This window comes from Stenotrophomonas sp. UBA7606, from assembly GCF_002477705.1.
Classification (GTDB): Bacteria; Pseudomonadota; Gammaproteobacteria; order Xanthomonadales; family Xanthomonadaceae; genus Stenotrophomonas.
In genome coordinates this window covers 23,120-41,885 of sequence record NZ_DLJW01000124.1, presented here as the reverse complement: position 1 = coordinate 41,885, position 18,766 = coordinate 23,120, and the positions used below count along the sequence as shown (strand labels likewise).

At 66.5% G+C, this 18,766-nt stretch carries 15 protein-coding genes; 4 read left to right on the top strand and 11 right to left on the bottom strand.

What is annotated here, in order from left to right; genetic code table 11:
- The 4 genes from plsB to B2527_RS16190 form a co-directional block, all read right to left on the bottom strand.
- On the bottom strand, window positions 1–2,143 hold a 2,143-nt coding region (gene plsB / locus B2527_RS16205), incomplete at its 3' end, for a glycerol-3-phosphate 1-O-acyltransferase PlsB (protein ID WP_293715972.1).
- Entirely contained in the window at window positions 2,143–3,117 is a 975-nt protein-coding gene (locus B2527_RS16200; RefSeq protein WP_293715969.1) for a hypothetical protein, read from the bottom strand. The genes B2527_RS16200 and plsB, both read right to left, overlap by 1 nt.
- A gap of 362 nt (window positions 3,118–3,479) precedes the next feature.
- Entirely contained in the window at window positions 3,480–4,199 is a 720-nt protein-coding gene (pyrF, locus tag B2527_RS16195; protein ID WP_293715966.1) for an orotidine-5'-phosphate decarboxylase, read from the bottom strand.
- On the bottom strand, window positions 4,196–5,098 hold the full coding sequence (locus B2527_RS16190; RefSeq protein WP_293715963.1) for a 5'-nucleotidase, lipoprotein e(P4) family: 903 nt from the start codon (window positions 5,096–5,098) through the stop codon (window positions 4,196–4,198). The genes pyrF and B2527_RS16190 overlap by 4 nt, the downstream gene beginning before the upstream one ends.
- Before the next feature lie 205 nt (window positions 5,099–5,303).
- Here B2527_RS16190 and B2527_RS16185 point away from each other — a divergent pair, with 205 nt between their 5' ends.
- On the top strand, window positions 5,304–5,969 hold the full coding sequence (locus B2527_RS16185) for a YceH family protein (protein ID WP_293715960.1): 666 nt from the start codon (window positions 5,304–5,306) through the stop codon (window positions 5,967–5,969).
- A gap of 133 nt (window positions 5,970–6,102) precedes the next feature.
- On the opposite strand, the gene B2527_RS16180 is transcribed toward B2527_RS16185, so the two are convergent.
- Both B2527_RS16180 and B2527_RS16175 read right to left on the bottom strand, forming a co-directional pair.
- Entirely contained in the window at window positions 6,103–6,621 is a 519-nt protein-coding gene (locus B2527_RS16180; RefSeq protein ID WP_293715957.1) for a GNAT family N-acetyltransferase, read from the bottom strand.
- Window positions 6,622–7,318: 697 nt separating this feature from the next.
- On the bottom strand, window positions 7,319–9,301 hold the full coding sequence (locus tag B2527_RS16175; RefSeq protein WP_293715975.1) for a UvrD-helicase domain-containing protein: 1,983 nt from the start codon (window positions 9,299–9,301) through the stop codon (window positions 7,319–7,321).
- 76 nt (window positions 9,302–9,377) lie between these two features.
- On the opposite strand from B2527_RS16175, the gene B2527_RS16170 reads away from it, so the two are divergent.
- Window positions 9,378–9,998, top strand: a complete 621-nt coding sequence (locus B2527_RS16170) for a thymidine kinase (RefSeq protein WP_293715955.1) — start codon at window positions 9,378–9,380, stop codon at window positions 9,996–9,998.
- Window positions 9,999–10,157: 159 nt separating this feature from the next.
- Here the strand turns inward: B2527_RS16170 and B2527_RS16165 are convergent, their stop codons facing one another.
- The 5 genes from B2527_RS16165 to B2527_RS16145 all read right to left on the bottom strand — a co-directional run bounded on the left by B2527_RS16165 (window position 10,158) and on the right by B2527_RS16145 (window position 16,026).
- The gene (locus tag B2527_RS16165; RefSeq protein ID WP_293715953.1) at window positions 10,158–11,762 is read right to left on the bottom strand and encodes a glucan biosynthesis protein; all 1,605 of its coding nucleotides are present in this window, start codon (window positions 11,760–11,762) and stop codon (window positions 10,158–10,160) included.
- 457 nt (window positions 11,763–12,219) lie between these two features.
- Window positions 12,220–13,233, bottom strand: coding sequence for a DUF4380 domain-containing protein (locus tag B2527_RS16160; RefSeq protein ID WP_293715950.1), 1,014 nt, complete (start codon window positions 13,231–13,233; stop codon window positions 12,220–12,222).
- Between the two features lie 265 nt (window positions 13,234–13,498).
- Complete coding sequence (mutM, locus tag B2527_RS16155) at window positions 13,499–14,311, bottom strand: bifunctional DNA-formamidopyrimidine glycosylase/DNA-(apurinic or apyrimidinic site) lyase (protein ID WP_293715947.1); 813 nt, start codon at window positions 14,309–14,311, stop codon at window positions 13,499–13,501.
- 183 nt (window positions 14,312–14,494) lie between these two features.
- Window positions 14,495–14,827: an EF-hand domain-containing protein gene (locus B2527_RS16150; RefSeq protein WP_293715944.1), complete on the bottom strand. Its 333-nt coding sequence runs from the start codon at window positions 14,825–14,827 to the stop codon at window positions 14,495–14,497.
- Window positions 14,824–16,026, bottom strand: coding sequence for a DesA family fatty acid desaturase (locus B2527_RS16145; protein WP_293715941.1), 1,203 nt, complete (start codon window positions 16,024–16,026; stop codon window positions 14,824–14,826). The genes B2527_RS16150 and B2527_RS16145 overlap by 4 nt, the downstream gene beginning before the upstream one ends.
- Window positions 16,027–16,150: 124 nt before the next feature.
- Here B2527_RS16145 and B2527_RS16140 point away from each other — a divergent pair, with 124 nt between their 5' ends.
- Window positions 16,151–16,975: an ABC transporter ATP-binding protein gene (locus B2527_RS16140; protein WP_293715939.1), complete on the top strand. Its 825-nt coding sequence runs from the start codon at window positions 16,151–16,153 to the stop codon at window positions 16,973–16,975.
- Window positions 16,976–17,849: 874 nt separating this feature from the next.
- Complete coding sequence (locus B2527_RS16135; RefSeq protein WP_293715936.1) at window positions 17,850–18,689, top strand: acid phosphatase; 840 nt, start codon at window positions 17,850–17,852, stop codon at window positions 18,687–18,689.
- Window positions 18,690–18,766 lie beyond the last annotated feature (77 nt).

The window sequence follows — 18,766 nt, the reverse complement described above, 5'->3', positions numbered from 1 at the left end:
GCGCGGCGAACTCGTCCTCGGTCCATGGCAGGAACAGCTCCTGCTGCAGGAACGGGTACAAACCACGGCCCAAGCGCAGCAGGCCGCCACGGCTCATGCGGCGGTTGTTCTGGAAACAGCAGGCCACCCAAGACGAGGCCGTGAACAGGTGCACCACGTTGTTGCGGAAATAGCTCAGCAGCACCGCGGTGTCGCCGCTGACGCTGAGCACATCGCCCAGCGGGTGCTTGATGCGGGTGAGGACGTTGATTTCCTCGGCGTGGGCGATGATGCGCTCGGGCGAATGCGGGGTGACCGTGACCCGGTCGGAATACGGCATTTCCACCAGCAGCTTCTTGCTCAACTCGATCTGCGCGATCAGATCGGCCTCACCCATCGCATGCTTGGGCGTGGACAGCAGGGCCAGCGCCAGCAGGTTGATCGGGTTGACGTCGGCAGCGGCGTTGACGCGCTCCTGGATCAACTCGGCCAGGGTGTTGACGGTGCTCGACAACCACGCCGGCTTCTCGTCCTCGCCCACCGGCTGGCCGTCCCAGTCCGGTGCCTTCTCGGCCAGCACGTCGTTCAGCGCGATCGGCTCACCGAAGTTCACCACCACCTGGCCGTAGTTCTGCTTGAGCACCTTGGGGATGCCCCACAGCAGGGCCCAGATCGATTCCTTTTCCTTCGGCCGGCCCGACAGTTCGTCCAGGTAGCTGTTGCCCTCCATCAGCTTTTCATAGCCGACGTAGATGGGCTGGAACAGCACCGGCTTGCGCGGCTGGCGCAGGAAGGCCCGCAGCGTCATCGAGATCATGCCGCCCTTGGGCTGCAGCAGCCGGCCGGTACGCGAGCGCCCGCCTTCGACGAAGTATTCGATGGAATAACCACCGGCCACCAACTGCGCGACGTACTCGCTGAGTACCGCCGAATACAGCGCATTGCCCTTGATCGAGCGGCGGATGAAGAACGCACCGCCCTTGCGCAGCAAGGTGCCGACCACCGGCAGGTTGAGGTTGATGCCAGCCACGATGTGCGGCGGCACGATGCCGCGGTCATACAGCAGGTAGCTCAGCAGCAGGTAGTCCATGTGGCTGCGGTGGCTGGGCACGTAGACGATTTCGTGGCCCGGCGCGGCTTCCTTGAACTTGTCCAAGTGGTGCACCAGCACGCCGGCATAGATGCGGTTCCAGACATGGCTGAGCAGGAAGCTGGCCGAACGCACCACCGGGGTGGAGTAATCGGCGGCAATTTCCCAGGCATAGCCCTGCGCCTTCTTCCAGGCGTCGGTGGTCTTGGAGTTGTCGCGCTTGGCCTGGACGGCAATGGCCTCGCGCACCGGGTCCGACTCCAGCACTTTGTCCACCAGCAGGCGGCGGGTGGACAGGTCGGGGCCGATGATCGATTCGCGGATGCGACGGAAGTGGGTACGCAGCACGCGCTGCAGCTTGCGCACCGTGCGTTCCGGCTCCAGCCCCTCTTCCACGGTTTCGCGCAGCGACACCGGCGGGGCGAAGCGGACGATGGTGTCACGGCCGTTCAGCAGGATCGCCAGCAGGCGGCGGAAGCGGCCCACCAGCGCCCAGTTTTCCGAGAACAGCACCGCAAACCAGCCACTCTGCTTGTCCGGGGCGCGGCCAACGAAGATCGACACCGGCACCAGGTGCACGTCCAAGCCGGGGTTGGCGCGGTGCGCCTGCAGCAGCTTGGCCAGCGAATCGGAGTGGGTCTTGGCGCCGCGCTGCTCGGGGATCAGCGCGCTGTTGCTGGAACGCCGCGACAGCGCCACGTAGGCGCGCTTGCGCCCGGTAGGGTCGCCGGCCAGCGGCACCAGCGGCGACGGCAGGCCGGCATCGCGGCAGGCCTTGTCCAGGATCAGCGCATTGGACAGACCGTAGTCCTCCAGCACGTACACCACTGGGCGGCCGTCGTTGTGCTGGCCGGCCTGCTCGGGCTCGATCTTCAAGCCCAGCCAGGGCTCGATCAGCTTGCCCAGCAGGCGCGCCCACAGCGGCCGGCGGCCGGCGACGCGGGCCTGCGGGGCACGCGTGGCAGCACCTGGGACGATGGCAGCGGTAGGGGTGGCCGGCGCCTGGCTGGCGTCGTCCGGGGGAAGAAGGTCGCCCTGTTCGGGCTGGGAATTCTGTTTCGGCATCCGCCGCATTATGGCTTAGCTGGGGGTTTGGCGCTGTCGGAGGCTGCGCGGGTTTCTGCGTCGGCCGCTGCCGCAGCGGCTTCTGCGGCCGCGTTCCTGGCCTTCTCGGCAGCGCTGGCCGCGGTCAGCACCGCATCGGTTTCGGCAAGGGTGCGGGCCAGATACCAATGCCCCTCCCGGCGCACCAGCGCCACCTGCAGGTCCAGCTCCTTGCCCGCCAAGGGGTACTGCACACGCACCAGCGCGTTGTCGCCATTCTGCGCGGTCAGGCCGGTGCGCATCTGCGCCACGCTGTCGTCCAGCGCCAGCCCATAGCTGGCCAGTACCCGCTTCAGGGCCGCTGCAAACGGCCCCAGACGCTGCAGGCTGGCGGTCATGCCGGCCTGCTGCAGGCGCTGCGCGCTGTCCAGGCCGGTGGCGCGCGCGGCGGCGGTCAACACGGCGATGTTGGACTTGGCCAGCTTGGCGTCCGACAGCGGCGCGGCCTGGGCCCAGTCGCTCAATGCGGTCACCAACTGCACGTAGTGGCTGCGTTCCTCGGTGGAGTACTCGCCCTGATGGGTGATGTATTGCACACCGAACATGCCCAGCGAGTGGGCGGCCTGGCGCACCGCGGCCGACTGCCCCTCGAACTGGGCGCGGAATGCACGCTGCAGCTTCTGCTCGGCCCCCGGCTCGGACAAGGTGGCCAGCAACGACGGCAGCTTCTCATCCAGCGGCAGCTCGGTCAGCGGCCAGCGGCTATCGCCCTGCGCCCAGGCCTTCTCCAGCGCGGCGTATTGATCCGGCGGCACCGAGGCCCGGGCATAACCGGCCAGATCATTGTCGTGCAGGTACTGGGCCAGCTGCCGCACGGCGGCGGCCGGCTCGGTGGCGGCGCCGGGCAAGGGCTCGGTATTGCGCTTGCAGGCCGCCAGCAGGGCGACAAGGCAGACCGAAGCCAACACGATGCGGTGGCAGTTGCGTAGTGAACGGCGTTGCATGGCGGCGGCTATCCTCCCCGTAGGCCCAGCATCTTGATGCCTGCCCGGTGACAGCAGCAAGCATGGCCGTCACGGTGGAGCGGGGATTTGGGAGTCGGGATTGGGGATTCGTAGCTGGCAACAGCGCTCGTCGCTTTGGGAAGCGGGGCGCCTGCTGTCCACCTTCATCCAATCCCCCAACCCCGACTCCCAAATCCCAGACAAAAAAAGAGGCCGCCCCGTTGCCGGTGACAGACCCCTCAAGCCGGCGCGAAGCCGGTAGACATGTTTGACGCATCGCCGGCAGAGCCGGACGGAACGTAGCCTACGCGTCCGATTCAGTTAAAGCAACACTTTATAAACAACCATATAAGTGATTGATTTTATTTGATTGATTCGGCGATTTCACGCTGAATAGCCAGCGCCGTGGCACGCGGATCGGCGGCCAGGCGGATCGGCCGGCCGACCACGATGGCATCGGCACCGTCGGCAAAGGCCTGGGCCACGCCGACCGTGCGCTGCTGGTCGTCACCCACCGGGCCACCGGGGCGGATGCCGGGACAGACGATGGAGAAACCCTGACCGGTTGCCGCGCGGATGGGCGCGGCTTCCTGGCCCGAGGCGATCACGCCGTCGATGCCGGCGCGCTGCGCGGCCAGCGCGCGCTCCACCACCACGTCGACGGGTTCACGGTCGATGCCCATCTGCACCAGGTCCGGCCGCCCCATCGAGGTCAGCACGGTGACCGCCAGCAGGCGCATCTCCGAGCTGTTGGCGGCCGCAGCCGCTTCCATCATGCCGGGGTGCCAGCCATGGATGGTGCAATAGCTCACCGGCCACTGCGACAGGCGCCGGATGACGCCGGCAATGGTGGCCGGAATGTCGAAGAACTTCAGGTCGACGAACACGCGCTTGTCGCGCTTGGCCAGCGCGTCCAGCACGTCGAAGTATTCACCCGAGGCCAGCAGTTCCATGCCGATCTTGTAGAACGACACGGCGTCGTCGAGCTTGTCCACCCATTCCAGGGCCTCGGCCTTGCCGGGCACGTCCAGGGCGAAGATCAGGCGCTCGTCATTGCGCAGCGGCAACGGTGCACGGTTCATCGGGCCAGCTCCAGGGCTTCGCGCTTGGCGCCATTGCGCAGATCGGCCGGCAGCGACCAGGCATTGTTGATCGCGGCCCCTTCCCAGCCACCGTAGGTGGGGTTGGGCAGGATCCACCAGCGCGAGCCGATCCAGCCCTGGTACTTGTCCAGCAGCAGGTCGCGCGCGGCCAGGCTGTTGTCCTCGACCTGCAGGAAGTCGGTGAACTGGTCGCCCACCTGCATCAGCACGCGGTACTGCTGCGCCACCAGCTGACGGCGGCAGCCCTTCTCGCTGCCGTGCTCCTTGCAGCCCGGCACCGGCGTGCCCAGGCCCAGATAGACGCTGTCATCGGCGACCGGGAAGCCGACCTTGCGCAGGTTGGCGATGGTGGCGTCCTTCATCGCCGCGGTGCGGTTGCTGATGTAGATCATGGTCACGCCCTTGGCCGCAGCGGCCTGTGCGAACTGCACCGCGCCCGGCACCGGCTGCGCCTTCTGCTCGTCCACCCAGGCTTCCCAGGTGGCGTCGTTGTAGCTGGTGCCCTCACTCACCAGGCGCGCCTGGTAGGGCGAGTTGTCGAGCACGGTTTCGTCCACGTCCACCACCACGGCCGGCTTCAGGGTCGCCGACTGATGGTTGCCGCCCTCTTCCGGCAGCAGCGCGGTCCAGCGGCCATCGGCCAGGGCTGTATCCAGCTGCGCGCCGGCCAGCTTCCAGGTCTGCAGCGCGCTGGCCCGGTATTCCTGCGAACGCTGCACCCACAGCACGGCATTGAGGTTGTCGTTGGGCGCATTGGCCGGGGCCACGACCGCATCGGCCGGGGCCGGCGAAACGTGGCGCTGCGGCGCGGTGGTGCTGCAGGCGGCCAGCGACAGCAGGGCGCCGGCCAGCAGGGGAAGGGCAGGGAATCGGGACATGGAAACTACCGGGATCTTCGAAAACCGGCCAAGTTTACCGGCTCCCCGCCTTGGCCGCCTTGCAGGGTGAGCCGGGCCGGAACCTTGGCCCGGACGCCAAACGGGCCAAACCGGGCGCGGCAGCGGGTTTGCGCGGGCAGCCTGCCCTGTCCCCGGTAGGGCTCTCGGCTATGCTTGCGCCCCCCAGCTACACCGGAGCCCCGCCGTGACCGACGCCAGCCAGACCCCCGATTTGCCCGTTCTCGATGCCGACCAGGCACGCGTGCTGGGCTGCCTGATCGAGAAGGAGGCCACCACCCCGGACACCTACCCGCTCACGGTCAACGCCGCCCAGGTGGCCGCCAACCAGAAGACCGCACGCGAGCCGGTGATGAACCTGGAAGCCGGCAAGGTGCAGTACGCGCTGCGCCAACTGGAAGCCATGGGCCTGGCCCGCCAGCATTTCTCCTCGCGCGCCGAGCGCTACGAGCACCTAACCGGCCTCAAGCTGGACCTGCCGCGCCAGCAGGTGGCCCTGCTCGGCCTGTTGCTGCTGCGCGGCCCGCAGACCGCCGGTGAGCTGGCCATCCGCAGCGAGCGCATGGCCAAGTTCGCCGACCCCGCCGACCTGCGTCACCAGCTGGAGCGCATGCAGCAACGCGGCCTGGTCGTGCAGCTGCCGCGTGCCGCCGGGCAGCGCGAAGACCGCTACATGCACCTGCTGTGTGGTGCGGTGGATGTGGAGGCCTTGGCGGCGCAGTACCGTGCACCGGCCGGCGCTGCTGCGGCAGCCGGCAACAGCGCACTGGAAGATCGCGTGAAGCAGCTGGAAGCCACCATCGCCGCGCTGCAGGAGCAGCTGGCCGCATTGCAGCAGCAACTGGGCGGCTGAGCCGACGCAGGCAAACGTCCGACCGTAGCCCGGGTAAGCGCAGCGCACCCGGGGCCGTTGCCGGAAACCCGTAAATCGCTGAGATCCCCACCCCCGGGTGCGCTGCGCTTACCCGGGCTACGCGGCTACGGACTCAGGCGGGCGTATTGACGAACAGCAGCAGTTGTTCGTCCTTGCCGGGCAGCACCACCATGCCGTCATCACGGAAGCCGGCCTTTTCCAGCAGCGCGACGGAGCGCGCATTGCCTTGCGAGACCACCGCACGCAGTTCGCCCAGGCCTAGCGCGCCGCGCGCATAAGCCAGCACGCCTTGCACCGCTTCCAGCGCATAGCCCTGGCCGGTGTACGCGCCCAGCAGGGCGTAGCCAACGTCCGCGCAGGGCAGGCCATCGCGCCGCACCAATCCGGCGTTGCCCAGCCAGGCGCCATCGCTGCGGCGTTCAATCGCATACATGCCGAAGCCGTTCGCGGCATAACTGCCGAAGGTGTGATTGCGCACGTAATCGCGCGCCTGCTCCACCGTGCGCACGCCGCGGTCACCGATGAACTCGTGGAAACCCGGCTCGTTGAGCAGCTGCAACATGCCAGCAGCATCGCCGTCGTCGTCGCGCAGCAGGCGCAGTTGCAGGCGTTCGGTTTGGATCAGAGACATAAGGTGCTCGGCGTTGGCCCCCTCCCTGCTGCGTAGCAGAGGGGAGGGTTGGGGAGGGGTGCTTCTGATTTTTGCTGGTAGAGCCCCTGCCGAGCATCGCTCGGCACTACCAACGCCCCTTTTTGCTCAGGAAGGGCTGACGGGCTGTTTGCGCTGAGCCCCAATCAAAACGCAAGACCGAGGCCAAAAGCTACCCCCTCCCAACCTCCCCCTTGGCTACGCCAAAGGGGAGGAGCAAAGCCGTGCCCCCTCCCTTCTGCGTAGCAGAGGGGAGGGTTGGGGAGGGGTGCTTCTGATTTTTGCTGGTAGAGCCCCTGCCGAGCATGGCTCGGCACTACCGCCGCCCCTTTTGCTCAGGAAGGGCTGACGGGCTGTTTGCGCTGAGCCCCAATCAAAACGCAAGACCGGGGCCAAAAGCTACCCCCTCCCAACCCTCCCCCCTTGGCTACGCCAAAGGGGAGGAGCAAAGCCGTGCCCCCTCCCTTCTGCGTAACAGAGGGGAGGGTTGGGGAGGGGTGCTTATGATTTTTGCTGGTAGAGCCCCTGCCGAGCATGGCTCGGCACTACCGCCGCCCCTTTTGCTCAGGGAGGGCTGATGGGCTGTTTGCGCTGAGCCCAATCAAAGCGCAAGACCGAGGCCAAAAGCTACCCCGTCCCGGCCTCCCCCTTGGCTGCGCCAAAGGGGAGGAGACAAGCATCAATCAAACAGCGCCTGGATCGCTGCAAGGCCTGCCTTGGCGCGCTCCTGCTTGTGCGCGGCATCGGCCACCGGGTCGGCACCATCGCGCTGGATCTCGCCGGCCGGAATCTCATCAAAGAACCGGCTCGGCTTGAGCCGGATGTGCTCGCCAAACTTGCGGGTCAAGCGACTGAAGCTCATCCACAACTGGATCTTGGCGCGGGTGATGCCCACGTACAGCAAACGCCGCTCTTCCTGCAGGTTGCCTTCATCCAGGCTGACCTGGTGCGGCAGCACGCCGTCCTCGCAGCCAACGATGAACACATACGGAAACTCCAGGCCCTTGGACGCGTGCAGCGTCATCATCCGCACCTGGTTGCCGCCGTCATCCTTGTCGTTGCGCGAGATCAGCGCCAGCTGCGCGGCCATGTCGGCGGCACTGGCACCACGTGGGCCGCTCTCGAACCACGAGGCCAGTTCTTCCAGATTGTTGGCGCGCCGCTCGTAACCGGCGGTGTCCTTGGCCGCATGCCGCAGCTCGGCCAACATGCCCGAATCCTTGGCCACGCGCCGCACCAGATCGCCCGAACTCATCTGCCGCATGTCCAGCCGCAGCGCGCGCAGGATGTCGGTGAACTTGCTCAGGCTGTTGGCCGCACGCGGGGTGAGCTGGGCCAACGCGCCCATGCTCTCGGCCGCCTGCGCCATCGGGATGTCCTTCTCGGAAGCCAGCTCCGCCAACTTGGCCAGCGTGCTGGCGCCGACATCACGCTTGGGCGACTGCACCGCACGCATGAAAGCCGTGTCGTCGTCCGGGTTCACGATCAAGCGCAACCACGCCAACGTGTCCTTCACCTCCTGCCGCTCAAGGAACACCGTGCCGCCATTGAGGTGATACGGCACACCGACCAGCTGCATGGCTTTTTCCAGCGGCCGCGACTGGAAATTGCCGCGGAACAGGATGCAGAAATCACTCCACGGAATCTTGCGACTGGTCGCAAGGAAATGGATTTCCGCCGCCACCTTTTCCGCTTCGTGTTCGCTGTTGCGGCACTCCCACACGCGGATACGCTCGCCATCGGCCTGGTCGGACCACAGGGTCTTCAGATGCTCGTGCGGGTTATGCGCGATCAGCGCATTGGCCGCGCGCAGCACGCGGTTGGAGCAGCGGTAATTCTGTTCCAGCTTGATGATCTGCAGCTTGGGGTAATCCACGCCCATCTGCTGCAGATTCTCGGGATTGGCACCACGCCAGGCATAGATCGACTGGTCGTCATCACCCACGCAGGTGAAGTTGCCGGCGGGCCCGGCCAGCTGCTTCAGCAGGCGGTACTGGGCATCGTTGGTGTCCTGGCATTCGTCGACCAGCAGGTAGCCGATGCGCTCGCGCCAGGCCAGGGCGATATCCGGGTGCTCTTCCAGCACCTGCACCGGCAGGCGGATCAGGTCATCGAAATCCACCGCATTGAACGAGGTCAGGCGGGTCTGGTACAGCTCGTAGACCATCGCCGCGTCCTTCTCGCGGTTGCTGCGCGCCGCCGCCATCGCCTGCTCGGGCGACAGCCCGGCGTTCTTGGCCCGCGAGATCAGGTTTTTCATGTCCTCGATGTCGTCGGGCTTGGCACTGCTGCCGCCCAGCAGATCCTTGATCTGCGCGCCGGCATCGTCGGCATCGAAGATGGAGAAGTTGCGCTTCAGCCCAACCTGTTCATGTTCGATCTGCAGGAACTTCAGGCCCAGGGCGTGGAAGGTGCAGATGGTGACCTCGGCTGCGTCCTCGGCGCGCAGCCGCTTGGCCACACGCTCGCGCATTTCCTTGGCCGACTTGTTGGTGAAGGTGATCGCGGCGATGCGGCGGGCGCTGTAGCGGCCAATGCCGATCAGGTGGGCGATTTTCTCGACGATCACGCGCGTCTTGCCGCTGCCGGCACCAGCCAGCACCAGCAGAGGACCTTCGGCGTGCACAGCCGCCGCGCGTTGGGGGGGATTGAGGGAGTCCAGCATGGGGTGGTTTCAGTCGCAGGCAGGCAGTGTAAGCCATCGCCCGTGAGCGCCGGCTGGCGCGGTAAAATGCGGCATGGCCAAGCTCTATTTCTACTATTCGGCGATGAACGCCGGCAAGACCACCACCCTGCTGCAGTCCGCGCACAACTACCGCGAGCGCGGCATGCGGGTGGCCCTGCTGACCCCGCACCTGGACCACCGCGTCGGCACCGGCGTGGTCGCCTCGCGGATCGGCCTGCAGGCCGAAGCCACCACTTTCGAGCGTGATACTGACTTGGAGGCGCTGATAAAGCAGGACATTTCCGCCCACGGCAAGCTCGGTTGCGTGCTGGTGGACGAGGCGCAGTTCCTGAGCAAGTCGCAGGTGTGGCAGCTGTCCGAGGTGGTCGACCAGCTGCGCATCCCGGTGCTGTGCTACGGCTTGCGCACCGACTTCCGTGGCGAACTGTTCGAAGGCAGCCAATACCTGCTGGCCTGGGCCGACGAGATGCAGGAGATCAAGACCATCTGCCACAGCGGCAAGAAGGCGACGATGACCGTGCGCGTGGACGAAAACGGCTTCGCCGTGCAGGACGGCCCGCAGGTGGAGATCGGCGGCAACGACCGCTACGTGTCGGTAAGCCGCGCCGAGTTCAAGAAGATCACCCGCGGCGAAGGGCGGATTGATCCGATGCAGGCGCCGCTGCCGTTGTAACGCCTTCCTTCTCCCTCCGGGACTGCAGCCCCCTTCTTGGGGGAAGGTGCCCATAGGGCGGATGAGGGTTGGGGTGGAGCTTGCTGCAGCTCGCATTCTGGTGGCTTCGCACCGACCCTCTCCCCAACCCCTCTCCGGAGGGAGAGGGGCTCAAGCGCTTCAATACAACGTCCGCTCCGGCGCACCAGCGGGCGGCGGGCTGTACTGGTACAACCACGTTTCGGTCAGGGTCTTGCCGCCGCTGCGCAGGTACAGGCGCACGTCGATCTGCTCGCTACTGCCCTCCGGCGGCACCAGGTCGAACATCGCGCGGTAGCCCTTGATCTCGCGCAGCGGCCGCGCCGATACCACTTCCACGCGGCCACGGCTGGTTTCCACCACCGCTTCCACTTCGGCCTTGTCGATCAGGCTGGCGAGTTCACCGCCTTCGAAATCCACCGCGAAGCGCCATGAGAAATACTCACGCTTCTTGCCGATGATGCCGCCCAGGCCGGTACGGCTGGCCACACAGTAGGCAAGCGGCGGGCGTGCCGGTGGCTCGGCGCCCCAGTACAGGCGATAGCCGACCAACAGTTCCTGGCCCGGCTGCGGCTTGGTCCTGGGGTTCCAGAAGGCGACGATGTTGTCGAAGGTTTCATCAACGGTGGGGATCTCGACCAGCTGCACCGAGCCTTCGCCCCATTGCCCCTTGGGTTCGATCCACAGGCAGGGGCGCTTCTCGTAGAACACGCCGTCGTCCTGGTAATGGTCGAAGTTGCGGTCACGCTGCAGCAGGCCGAAGCCGCGTGGGTTGTTGTCCACGAACATGTTGAAGCGCAGGTTGGCCGGGTTGCACAGCGGCCGCCAGATCCACTCACCGGCACCGTTCCACATCGACAGACCATCGGTGTCGTGGATCTCCGGCCGCCAATCCCAATCCATGCGGCGGTCGTTCTCGCCGACCTGGTACATGCTGGTACACGGTGCGATGCCGAGCCGTTCGATTTCCTTGCGCGGGTACAACGCGCTGTCGATGTCCATCAACAGCACATCACCATTGGTGATGGCGAAACGATAGGCACCGGCAACGCTGGGCGAATCCAGCAGGCCATAGACGACGAGGGTGTCCGATTCCGCGCTGGGCTGTTCCAGGTAATAGGCGATGAAGTCCGGGAACTCTTCCGGGCGGCCCATGCCGGTATCGATGGCCAGGCCGCGCGCCGATTGCCCGTACTGGCCTTCCTTGCCTACCGCGCGGAAATAGCTGGCACCGAGAAAGGCGGCGAAGTCCCGGTCGGTATCGCTGCGGGTATTGAGGCGGAAGCCGGCAAAGCCCAGGTCCGCAGGCAGTTCGCCATCGTGGATGCCGCTCTTGCCGTAGTTGAAGGCCGCGCCGTCATAGGCCAGTTCCTGCGCCTTGCCATTGACCACGTCGTACATGCGTACCGGCGAATGGAAGTACAGCCCCAGGTGGAAGAATTTGGCTTGGAACTTGCCCGGCTGGTCCGCCCACAAGGCGTGGTCCTGGCGGTAGCTGATGGATTGGTACTGGTCCCAGTCCAGTTTCTCCAGCGCGCCCGGCAGGGTGCGCTTGTGGCTCTGGTACGGCGCCTGCGCCAGCGCGCGGGCCTGGCCCTTGAGCGTGGCGAAATCAAAGGGCTGCGGCTGGCCCAGGCGGCGCAGGCCCAGCTGCGCGGGCTTGCCCGCCGCGCAGGCGCTGAACGCCGGAAGACCAAAGGCCGCCAGCGCGGCGGCGGCATTGCGCAGGAAGTCGCGTCGTTGCATGGAAGTGCGTGCCGATGGGGGACCGCAGCATGGTAGGCGCAATTGTGTGAATCGACAGCCCCGCGCCGGCGGCGGATGAACATCGTCTTCAGCCAACCCCGCGGTAGTGCCGAGCCATGCTCGGCAAAAGCCGCAAAGCCTTACCCCTCCCCAACCCTCCCCTTGCCTGCGGCAAAGGGAGGGAGCAAAACCTGGTGCCAAGCCATGCTCGGCAAAAGCCACAAAGCCTTACCCCTCCCCAACCCTCCCCTTGCCTGCGGCAAAGGGAGGGAGCAAAACCTGGTGCCGAGCCATGCTCGGCAAAAGCCACAAAGCCTTACCCCTCCCCAGCCCTCCCCTTGCCTACGGCAAAGGGAGGGAGCAGCGCGTAGTGCCGAGCCATGCTCGGCAGAGGCCTTACCGGCAACGCAACTCCCCCGCAAACAGCCCCGGGTGCGCTGCGCTTACCCGGGCTACGCTACTGGCAGGCTTGCTGCAGCTGCTGTGCGCACAGGAATGCACGTTGCGCCTGCGCATCGTCGCCGCCCTCCCAGGCCAGCAGCGTCCACTGCTCGGCAGCCTGCATCTGCTCCCCCGGCTGCAAGGTCGTGTAGGGCGCATGCACTTCCATCTCCAGCAGTCCCTCGGCAATGCCGCCAGCGTCCAGGTACAACTCCACCTGCGCCTGCTCGGGATGGATGGCTCTACGCGGCTGCATCGCAAAGCGGATGATCAACACCTGCTGGCCGTTGAAGCCGGCCATCCAGCCTGCCGTCGGCTGCACAAACCACTTGCCGCGCGGTCCGCTGCTGGCAGGTCCCGCGCGTAGCACCAGCATGCCGTCGGCGAAGACGTGATCCGGCGTGCCCGCGTCCGGCGCGCCATCCACACGGATATCGCTGGCCGTGGCCACTGGCACGAACACGCGTGTATTGGGATGGACGCGGGTGTTGAACCACAGGTCCCAGGCGACGGCGCTGTCGCGGATGTTGCGGCCGGTGACCTGCAGCTGCACGGTATCCGGCTGCGCCGGATCCAGCCGGAAGCTTTTCTCCAGCTGCATCCCGGTCACCGGACTGGCGGCACCACGCAGGCGCAGCTGATCGGCATCGCGCTGCAGCCACTGTGCCGGCGCCAGCGACAGCCACGGGTCCGGCGGCCAGTTGGCCTTGGCCGCCCGCCGCTGCGGGTTGAGCTGCTGGTGCAACCACCACTGCGACTGCGGGCCGACCCAGACGTCGTGGCCGAGATAGGCGATGTCGCCGCTTTCAGCGGTCACTTCCGGGTTTGGCTCGGTATTCACTGCCGGCCCCACGCGCAGGAAGTTGGGCTGGCCCTCGCGCCGCAGCGACAGCACGCGGCCGCCAAAGGCCGAGCTCACCTGCAGCTGCAGTTGGCCATTGCGCAGCGCGCTGACCGGATCCGGGGTGGACGGGCTTTCCGCCAGGGCCAGCGTGGGCAGCAACAACAGGCAGAGCCAGGGAGATCGCATGCGTGTGAGCCGTCGGGGATGGAAGGCGGATCATCGCAATGTCGGGGCGGTGCAAGCAAAGATCAGGCCAAAAGGCGCGGATCAATGCAGCGTAGTGCCGAGCCATGCTCGGCAGAGGCTCTAGCGGGAACGCTTCTGTCGAGCGTGGCTCGTGCGTTACCTTGGCATTGCCGGGAAGGCCTCTGCCGAGCATGGCTCGGCACTACCCTGGCATTGGCCCGGCAAGGCCTCTGCCGAGCATGGCTCGGCACTACCGTGCTGCGGCTCAGCGCTGGCAGCTGCTGCACCACACGGTCGCCCGCTGGCCGATGCTGGCATAACGCAGCACACGCCCGCACTGCCTGCAGTTCTCTCCCTCACGCCCGTACACCAGCAACTCCTGTTCGAAGTATCCCGGTGCACCATCGGGGCTGATGAAGTCGCGCAAGGTGGTGCCGCCGCGCTGGATCGCGTGGCCCAGGATCTCCTTCACCGCATCGGCCAGCCGCTGGTAGCGCGCACGCGACACCTTGCCGGCCTCGCGCAGGGGGTTGATGCCGGCCATGAACAGGCTCTCCGCCGCGTAGATATTGCCCACGCCGACGACGATGCCCTGGTCCATCAGGAAGGTCTTGATCGGTGCCTTGCGGCCACGGCTGCGCTGGAACAGGTAGTCACCGTCGAAATCTTCGTCCAGCGGCTCGGGGCCGAGATCACGCAGCAGTTCATGGGTTTCACCCGCCGGCTGCCACAGCAGGCAACCGAAGCGGCGTGGGTCGTTGAAGCGCAGCAGGCGGCCATCGTCCAGGCTGATATCGACATGGTCGTGCGCACGCACCGGTGTATCGCCGGGTAACACGCGCAGGCTGCCGGACATGCCCAGGTGCAACACCGCACTGCCCGCTTCGGTATCCAGCAACAGGTACTTGGCGCGGCGACGGATCGCTTCGATGCGCTGACCCGGCAGCAGCTGTTCAATCTCGGCCGGTATCGGCCAGCGCAGATCCGGGCGCCGCAGGATCACGCCATGGATGCGCTGGCCGACCAGATGCGGTTCCAGCCCGCGTCGGGTGGTTTCTACTTCGGGTAGTTCTGGCATGCGAATCTCAAGACGATTGTGTTTGATGGGTTTTGTGGGAACGGCGTCAGCCGTGAAGCGGGGGTGGCGAACAGCGGACCTGTATCAATTGCAATGCGCTATCGGCTTCGGTTGGATGGCTGGCTTCGCGGCTTATGCCGCGCCCACATACACACCCACATCCCGCATTTCATGGCTTGCAAATCAGCGCGGTGGAGCCATCAGTTCGCGGGCACTGAGGTAACCGTCGCCGTTGGCATCCTGGCGGGCGAAACGGGCCAGAATCACCTGCCGCTGCTCCTCGCGGCTGATCGGCTTGCCGCGCCCGCCAGGCTGCTCCTCGGCCTGCAGCACGCCATCGCCATTGCGGTCCATCCGGTCGAAGGCATACAGCATCCACGCCAGGTACTCGTCCGGGCTGACGCGGCCATCGCTATCGCTGTCCATGCGCTGCAGGTACTCGCTGGTGTCCTGTACCTGCGCTGCCACCGGCAACGCACAGCCCAGCATGAGGAATACAAGGAGAGTCGTCTTCATGCGACGCTGAGCGAATAGCCCTTCAGCCGCGCGGCGTAGGCCTGCAAGGCGGCGCTGCCGCTGGCCTCGGCTTCCTGGCACCACTGCTGCAACTGACGCAGGCGCTCGGCCGCATCTTGGCTGCGGGCTTCCAGCAGGGCCGACAGGCGCGCACGGTGCTCCACCAGCAACTGGATGCGTGGGCGCTGCTGCACCCAATCCTGCAGCTGCGCGCGGCAGGCCGGCTTGAGCCAGCGGCCGTCGTTGACCAGGCCCTTGCGCATGCGCCGCGGCAGCAGCTTGCGCAGCTTGGCACCTGCTGCGGCAGCCTCTTCCTTCAAGGCGGGCGCGAACACGTTGCGCTGGTAGTCGGTCATGGCCTGGAAGCGGTGCGACAACAGCGCCTTCAGGGTATCGGCATCGGGCACGGCGATATTCGGACGGATATCCATGCTCGGCGCTACCCGCAGCACCTTGGCCAGGCGCAACAACTGCAGCAGGCGGATCACCTGCCAGCCGATGTCGAACTCCCAACGCCGCATCGAGAAGCGTGCCGAGCTCGGGAAGGCATGATGGTTGTTGTGCAGTTCTTCGCCGCCGATCCAGAACGCCCACGGCGTGAGATTGGTCGAGGTGTCGGCCGATTCAAAATTGCGATAACCCCACCAATGGCCGAGGCCGTTGACCACGCCTGCCGCCCAGAACGGAATCCATGCCATCTGGATCGCCCACAAGGCAATGCCCGGCAGACCGAACAACACGGTGTTGATCGCGAACAGCAGGATCGGACCGAGATTGGCATGCGGGGTATAGAGCCTGCGCTCGATCCAGTCCTCCGGCGCACCGCGCCCGTACTGCTCGATGTCGCCCCGCAGCGCGCGCGCCTCGCGGTACAGCTCCACGCCACGCCAGAACACCATGTTGATGCCCTTGGTGACCGGGCTGTGCGGGTCCTCCTCGGTCTCCACCTTGGCGTGGTGCTTGCGATGGATGGCCACCCATTCGCGGGTGATCATCGAGGTGGTCAGCCACACCCAGAAGCGGAAGAAATGCGACACCAGCGGGTGGAAATCCACGCCGCGATGGGCCTGGCTGCGGTGCAGGTACAAGGTCACCGCGAAGATGGTGAGCTGGGTGAACACCAGCAGCACGGCCAGCATGCCCCACCAACCCAGACCGGCAATGCCACCGGTAAGGAAATCGAGCAGTGCGTCGGACATGGCGGGCTCCAGGCCATCGGTGGCAGATGAAACAACTGCTACACATCATGGGGGCTGTCGGCGCAAACTGCATCCTCCGGCGGCAGGTCCGTTGGTCGAATCCTCAGCTGCCGCCTACTCCTGAATGTCCATTGCACCCGCCGCCGAAGCGGCCCCCCTGATCGAACTGGACCATGCCTGCGTCATTCGCGGCCAGGTCCGCGTGCTGCACGAACTGAACCTGCGCATCGAGCAGGGCCAGCACACCGCCATCCTTGGGCCAAACGGCTGCGGCAAGTCCTCATTCATCAAGCTGATCACGCGCGAGCTTTATCCGCTGGCACGCGCCGACGGCCATGTGCCGGTCAAGGTGATGGGGCAGACCCGTTGGCAGGTGGACCGGCTGCGGGCGCAGCTGGGCATCGTCACCGGCGACCTGTCCAGCAACCTGTCCAGCATGCCCGGGCTGACCGTGGAGGAAGCGGTGATCGCCGGCTTCTTCGCCAGCTACGTGGTGCCGGCGCACCGCGATGTCACCGACAGCATGCGCCAGCGCGCGCGGCATGCACTGGAACTGGCCCGCGCCCTGCCGTTGCTGGGCCGCAGCTATGCCGAGCTGTCGGCCGGTGAAACCCGCCGCGTGCTGATCGCCCGTGCCCTGGTCAACCAGCCCAAGGCCTTGTTGCTGGACGAGCCCTCCACCGGGCTGGACCTGATCTCGCGCCAGCACCTGATCGACAGCATGCGCCACCTCGCCCAGCAGGGCATCACCCTGGTGCTGGTCACCCACCACATCGAGGAAGTGATCCCGGAGATCAACCGCGTGGTGCTGATGACGGGCGGCCGCATCTTCGCCGATGGCAGCCGCGCCGAACTGCTGCGTTCCGGGCCGCTGTCGGAGGTCTTTGGCGGCCCGATCGAGGTGCGCGAGGACGCCGGACGGATGACGGCCTGGGCGGGCCAGCTTTAAGCCGGGAGCAGGCCTCTTCGCTTCGCCCCTCCCCTTTGGCGCAGCCAAGGGGGAGGCCGGGACGGGGGCGCTTCGCGCGCATGCCCTCCACTACCGCGCAGAACTCCCGCCCAAAGCACCCCTCCCCAACCCTCCCCTGCGCTGCGCGCAAGGGAGGGGGTCGCGTTTGCCGCTGCGCTGCGAAAAGCCCGAGCTGCTTTTGCCCCTCCCCTTTGGCGCAGCCAAGGGGGAGGCTGGGAGGGGGTCGCTTCGCGTGCGTGCGCTCCACTACCACGCAGAACTCCCGCCAGAAGCACCCCTCCCCAACCCTCCCCTGCGCTGCGCGCAAGGGAGGGGGCTACGGTTGCCGCTGCGCTGCGAAAAGCCCGAGCTGCTTTTGCCCCTCCCCTTTGGCGCAGCCAAGGGGGAGGCTGGGAGGGGGTGCGCTTCGCGCGCATGCGCTCCACTACCGCGCAGAACTCCCGCCCAAAGCCCCCCTCCCCAACCCTCCCCTGCGCTGCGCGCAAGGGAGGGGGCTGCGTTTGCCGCTGCGCTGTGAAAAGCCCGAGCTGCTTTTGCCCCTCCCCTTTGGCGCACGCCAAGGGAGGAGGCTGGGAGGGGGTCGATTCGCGCGCATGCGCTCCACTACCGCGCAGAACTCCCGCCAGAAGCACCCCCCCCAACCCTCCCCTGCGCTGCGCGCAAGGGAGGGGGCCGCGTTTGCCACTGTGCTGCGAAAAGCCCGAGCTGCTTTTGCCCCTCCCCGACCCTCCCCTGCGCTGCGCGCAAGGGAGGGGGTGACATCAGCGCAAGGCAGGCGGCAAGGCCGCTGTGCCTCCTGATGGCGGTTGGTGCGATGATGCCTGCCCGCTCCTGCAATCCCGTTGTCGTCGCAATGTCTTTATTCGATTCCCCGCTGCGCTTCGGCGCCGCCCTTGTCCTGGGCGCTGCGCTCAGCGCCTGCTCCAGCACCCCCACCCACACGTCCAGCACCGGCAAGGACACCGGTACCCCGGTGACCGGCTACCTGGTCGGTGCGGCCATCCCCGACAGCCTGGCATTGAGTCCGGCACCGCCCGCCCCCGATTCGGTCGCCGCGCAACTGGACGAGGCCGTCGCCCGCCAGGCGCTGTCCATGCGCGACAGCGCGCGTTTCGTGCAGGCCCACGCCGACGCCGATCTCAGCTTCCCCGCCGGCGCCGACCAGTTCAGCTGCGCGCTCGGCGTTGCGGTCACGGCCAAGACCACGCCGGTGCTGTATCGCCTGCTGGAGCGCAGCCGCATCGATGCCAGCGCGGCCACCAAGGCGGCGAAGAACCATTACCAGCGCCCGCGTCCGTTCATGGTCAACAATGCGCCTACCTGCACGCCCGACAGTGAGCCGGGCCTGCGCAAAAGCGGCTCCTACCCGTCCGGACATACCTCCATCGGCTGGGCCTGGGCCTTGATCCTGTCGGAAATCGATCCGGACCATGCCACCGCCCTGATCGAACGCGGCCGCAACTACGGCCATAGCCGCCTGGTCTGCAATGTGCATTGGTACAGCGACGTGCAACAGGGCCAGTTCATGGGCGCGGCAACCGTGGCGCGGCTGCATGACAACCCCGGGTTTGTCGCCGACCTGGCCAAGGCCCGCGCAGAACTGTCGCATGCACGCACGCTCAACCTGCCGATGCCGCGCGATTGCGCCGCAGAGACCGCCGCACTGACGTCGGACATCCCCGAAGCCCGCTGAGCAGGACATGTAGTGCCGAGCCATGCTCGGCAGAGGCTTGCCCGAAAGCCCCACCGACCTTGGGCAGTGCCGAGCCA

Bases quoted from the DNA above. Each gene is read 5' to 3' on its own strand.
- B2527_RS16190 (WP_293715963.1), bottom strand. From the start codon at position 5,098: ATGTCCCGATTCCCTGCCCTTCCCCTGCTGGCCGGCGCCCTGCTGTCG.
- B2527_RS16160 (WP_293715950.1), bottom strand. From the start codon at position 13,233: ATGCGATCTCCCTGGCTCTGCCTGTTGTTGCTGCCCACGCTGGCCCTG.
- B2527_RS16165 (WP_293715953.1), bottom strand. From the start codon at position 11,762: ATGCAACGACGCGACTTCCTGCGCAATGCCGCCGCCGCGCTGGCGGCC.
- B2527_RS16140 (WP_293715939.1), top strand. From the start codon at position 16,151: ATGTCCATTGCACCCGCCGCCGAAGCGGCCCCCCTGATCGAACTGGAC.
- B2527_RS16170 (WP_293715955.1), top strand. From the start codon at position 9,378: ATGGCCAAGCTCTATTTCTACTATTCGGCGATGAACGCCGGCAAGACC.
- B2527_RS16150 (WP_293715944.1), bottom strand. From the start codon at position 14,827: ATGAAGACGACTCTCCTTGTATTCCTCATGCTGGGCTGTGCGTTGCCG.
- mutM (WP_293715947.1), bottom strand. From the start codon at position 14,311: ATGCCAGAACTACCCGAAGTAGAAACCACCCGACGCGGGCTGGAACCG.
- B2527_RS16135 (WP_293715936.1), top strand. From the start codon at position 17,850: ATGTCTTTATTCGATTCCCCGCTGCGCTTCGGCGCCGCCCTTGTCCTG.
- B2527_RS16180 (WP_293715957.1), bottom strand. From the start codon at position 6,621: ATGTCTCTGATCCAAACCGAACGCCTGCAACTGCGCCTGCTGCGCGAC.
- B2527_RS16145 (WP_293715941.1), bottom strand. From the start codon at position 16,026: ATGTCCGACGCACTGCTCGATTTCCTTACCGGTGGCATTGCCGGTCTG.
- B2527_RS16200 (WP_293715969.1), bottom strand. From the start codon at position 3,117: ATGCAACGCCGTTCACTACGCAACTGCCACCGCATCGTGTTGGCTTCG.
- pyrF (WP_293715966.1), bottom strand. From the start codon at position 4,199: ATGAACCGTGCACCGTTGCCGCTGCGCAATGACGAGCGCCTGATCTTC.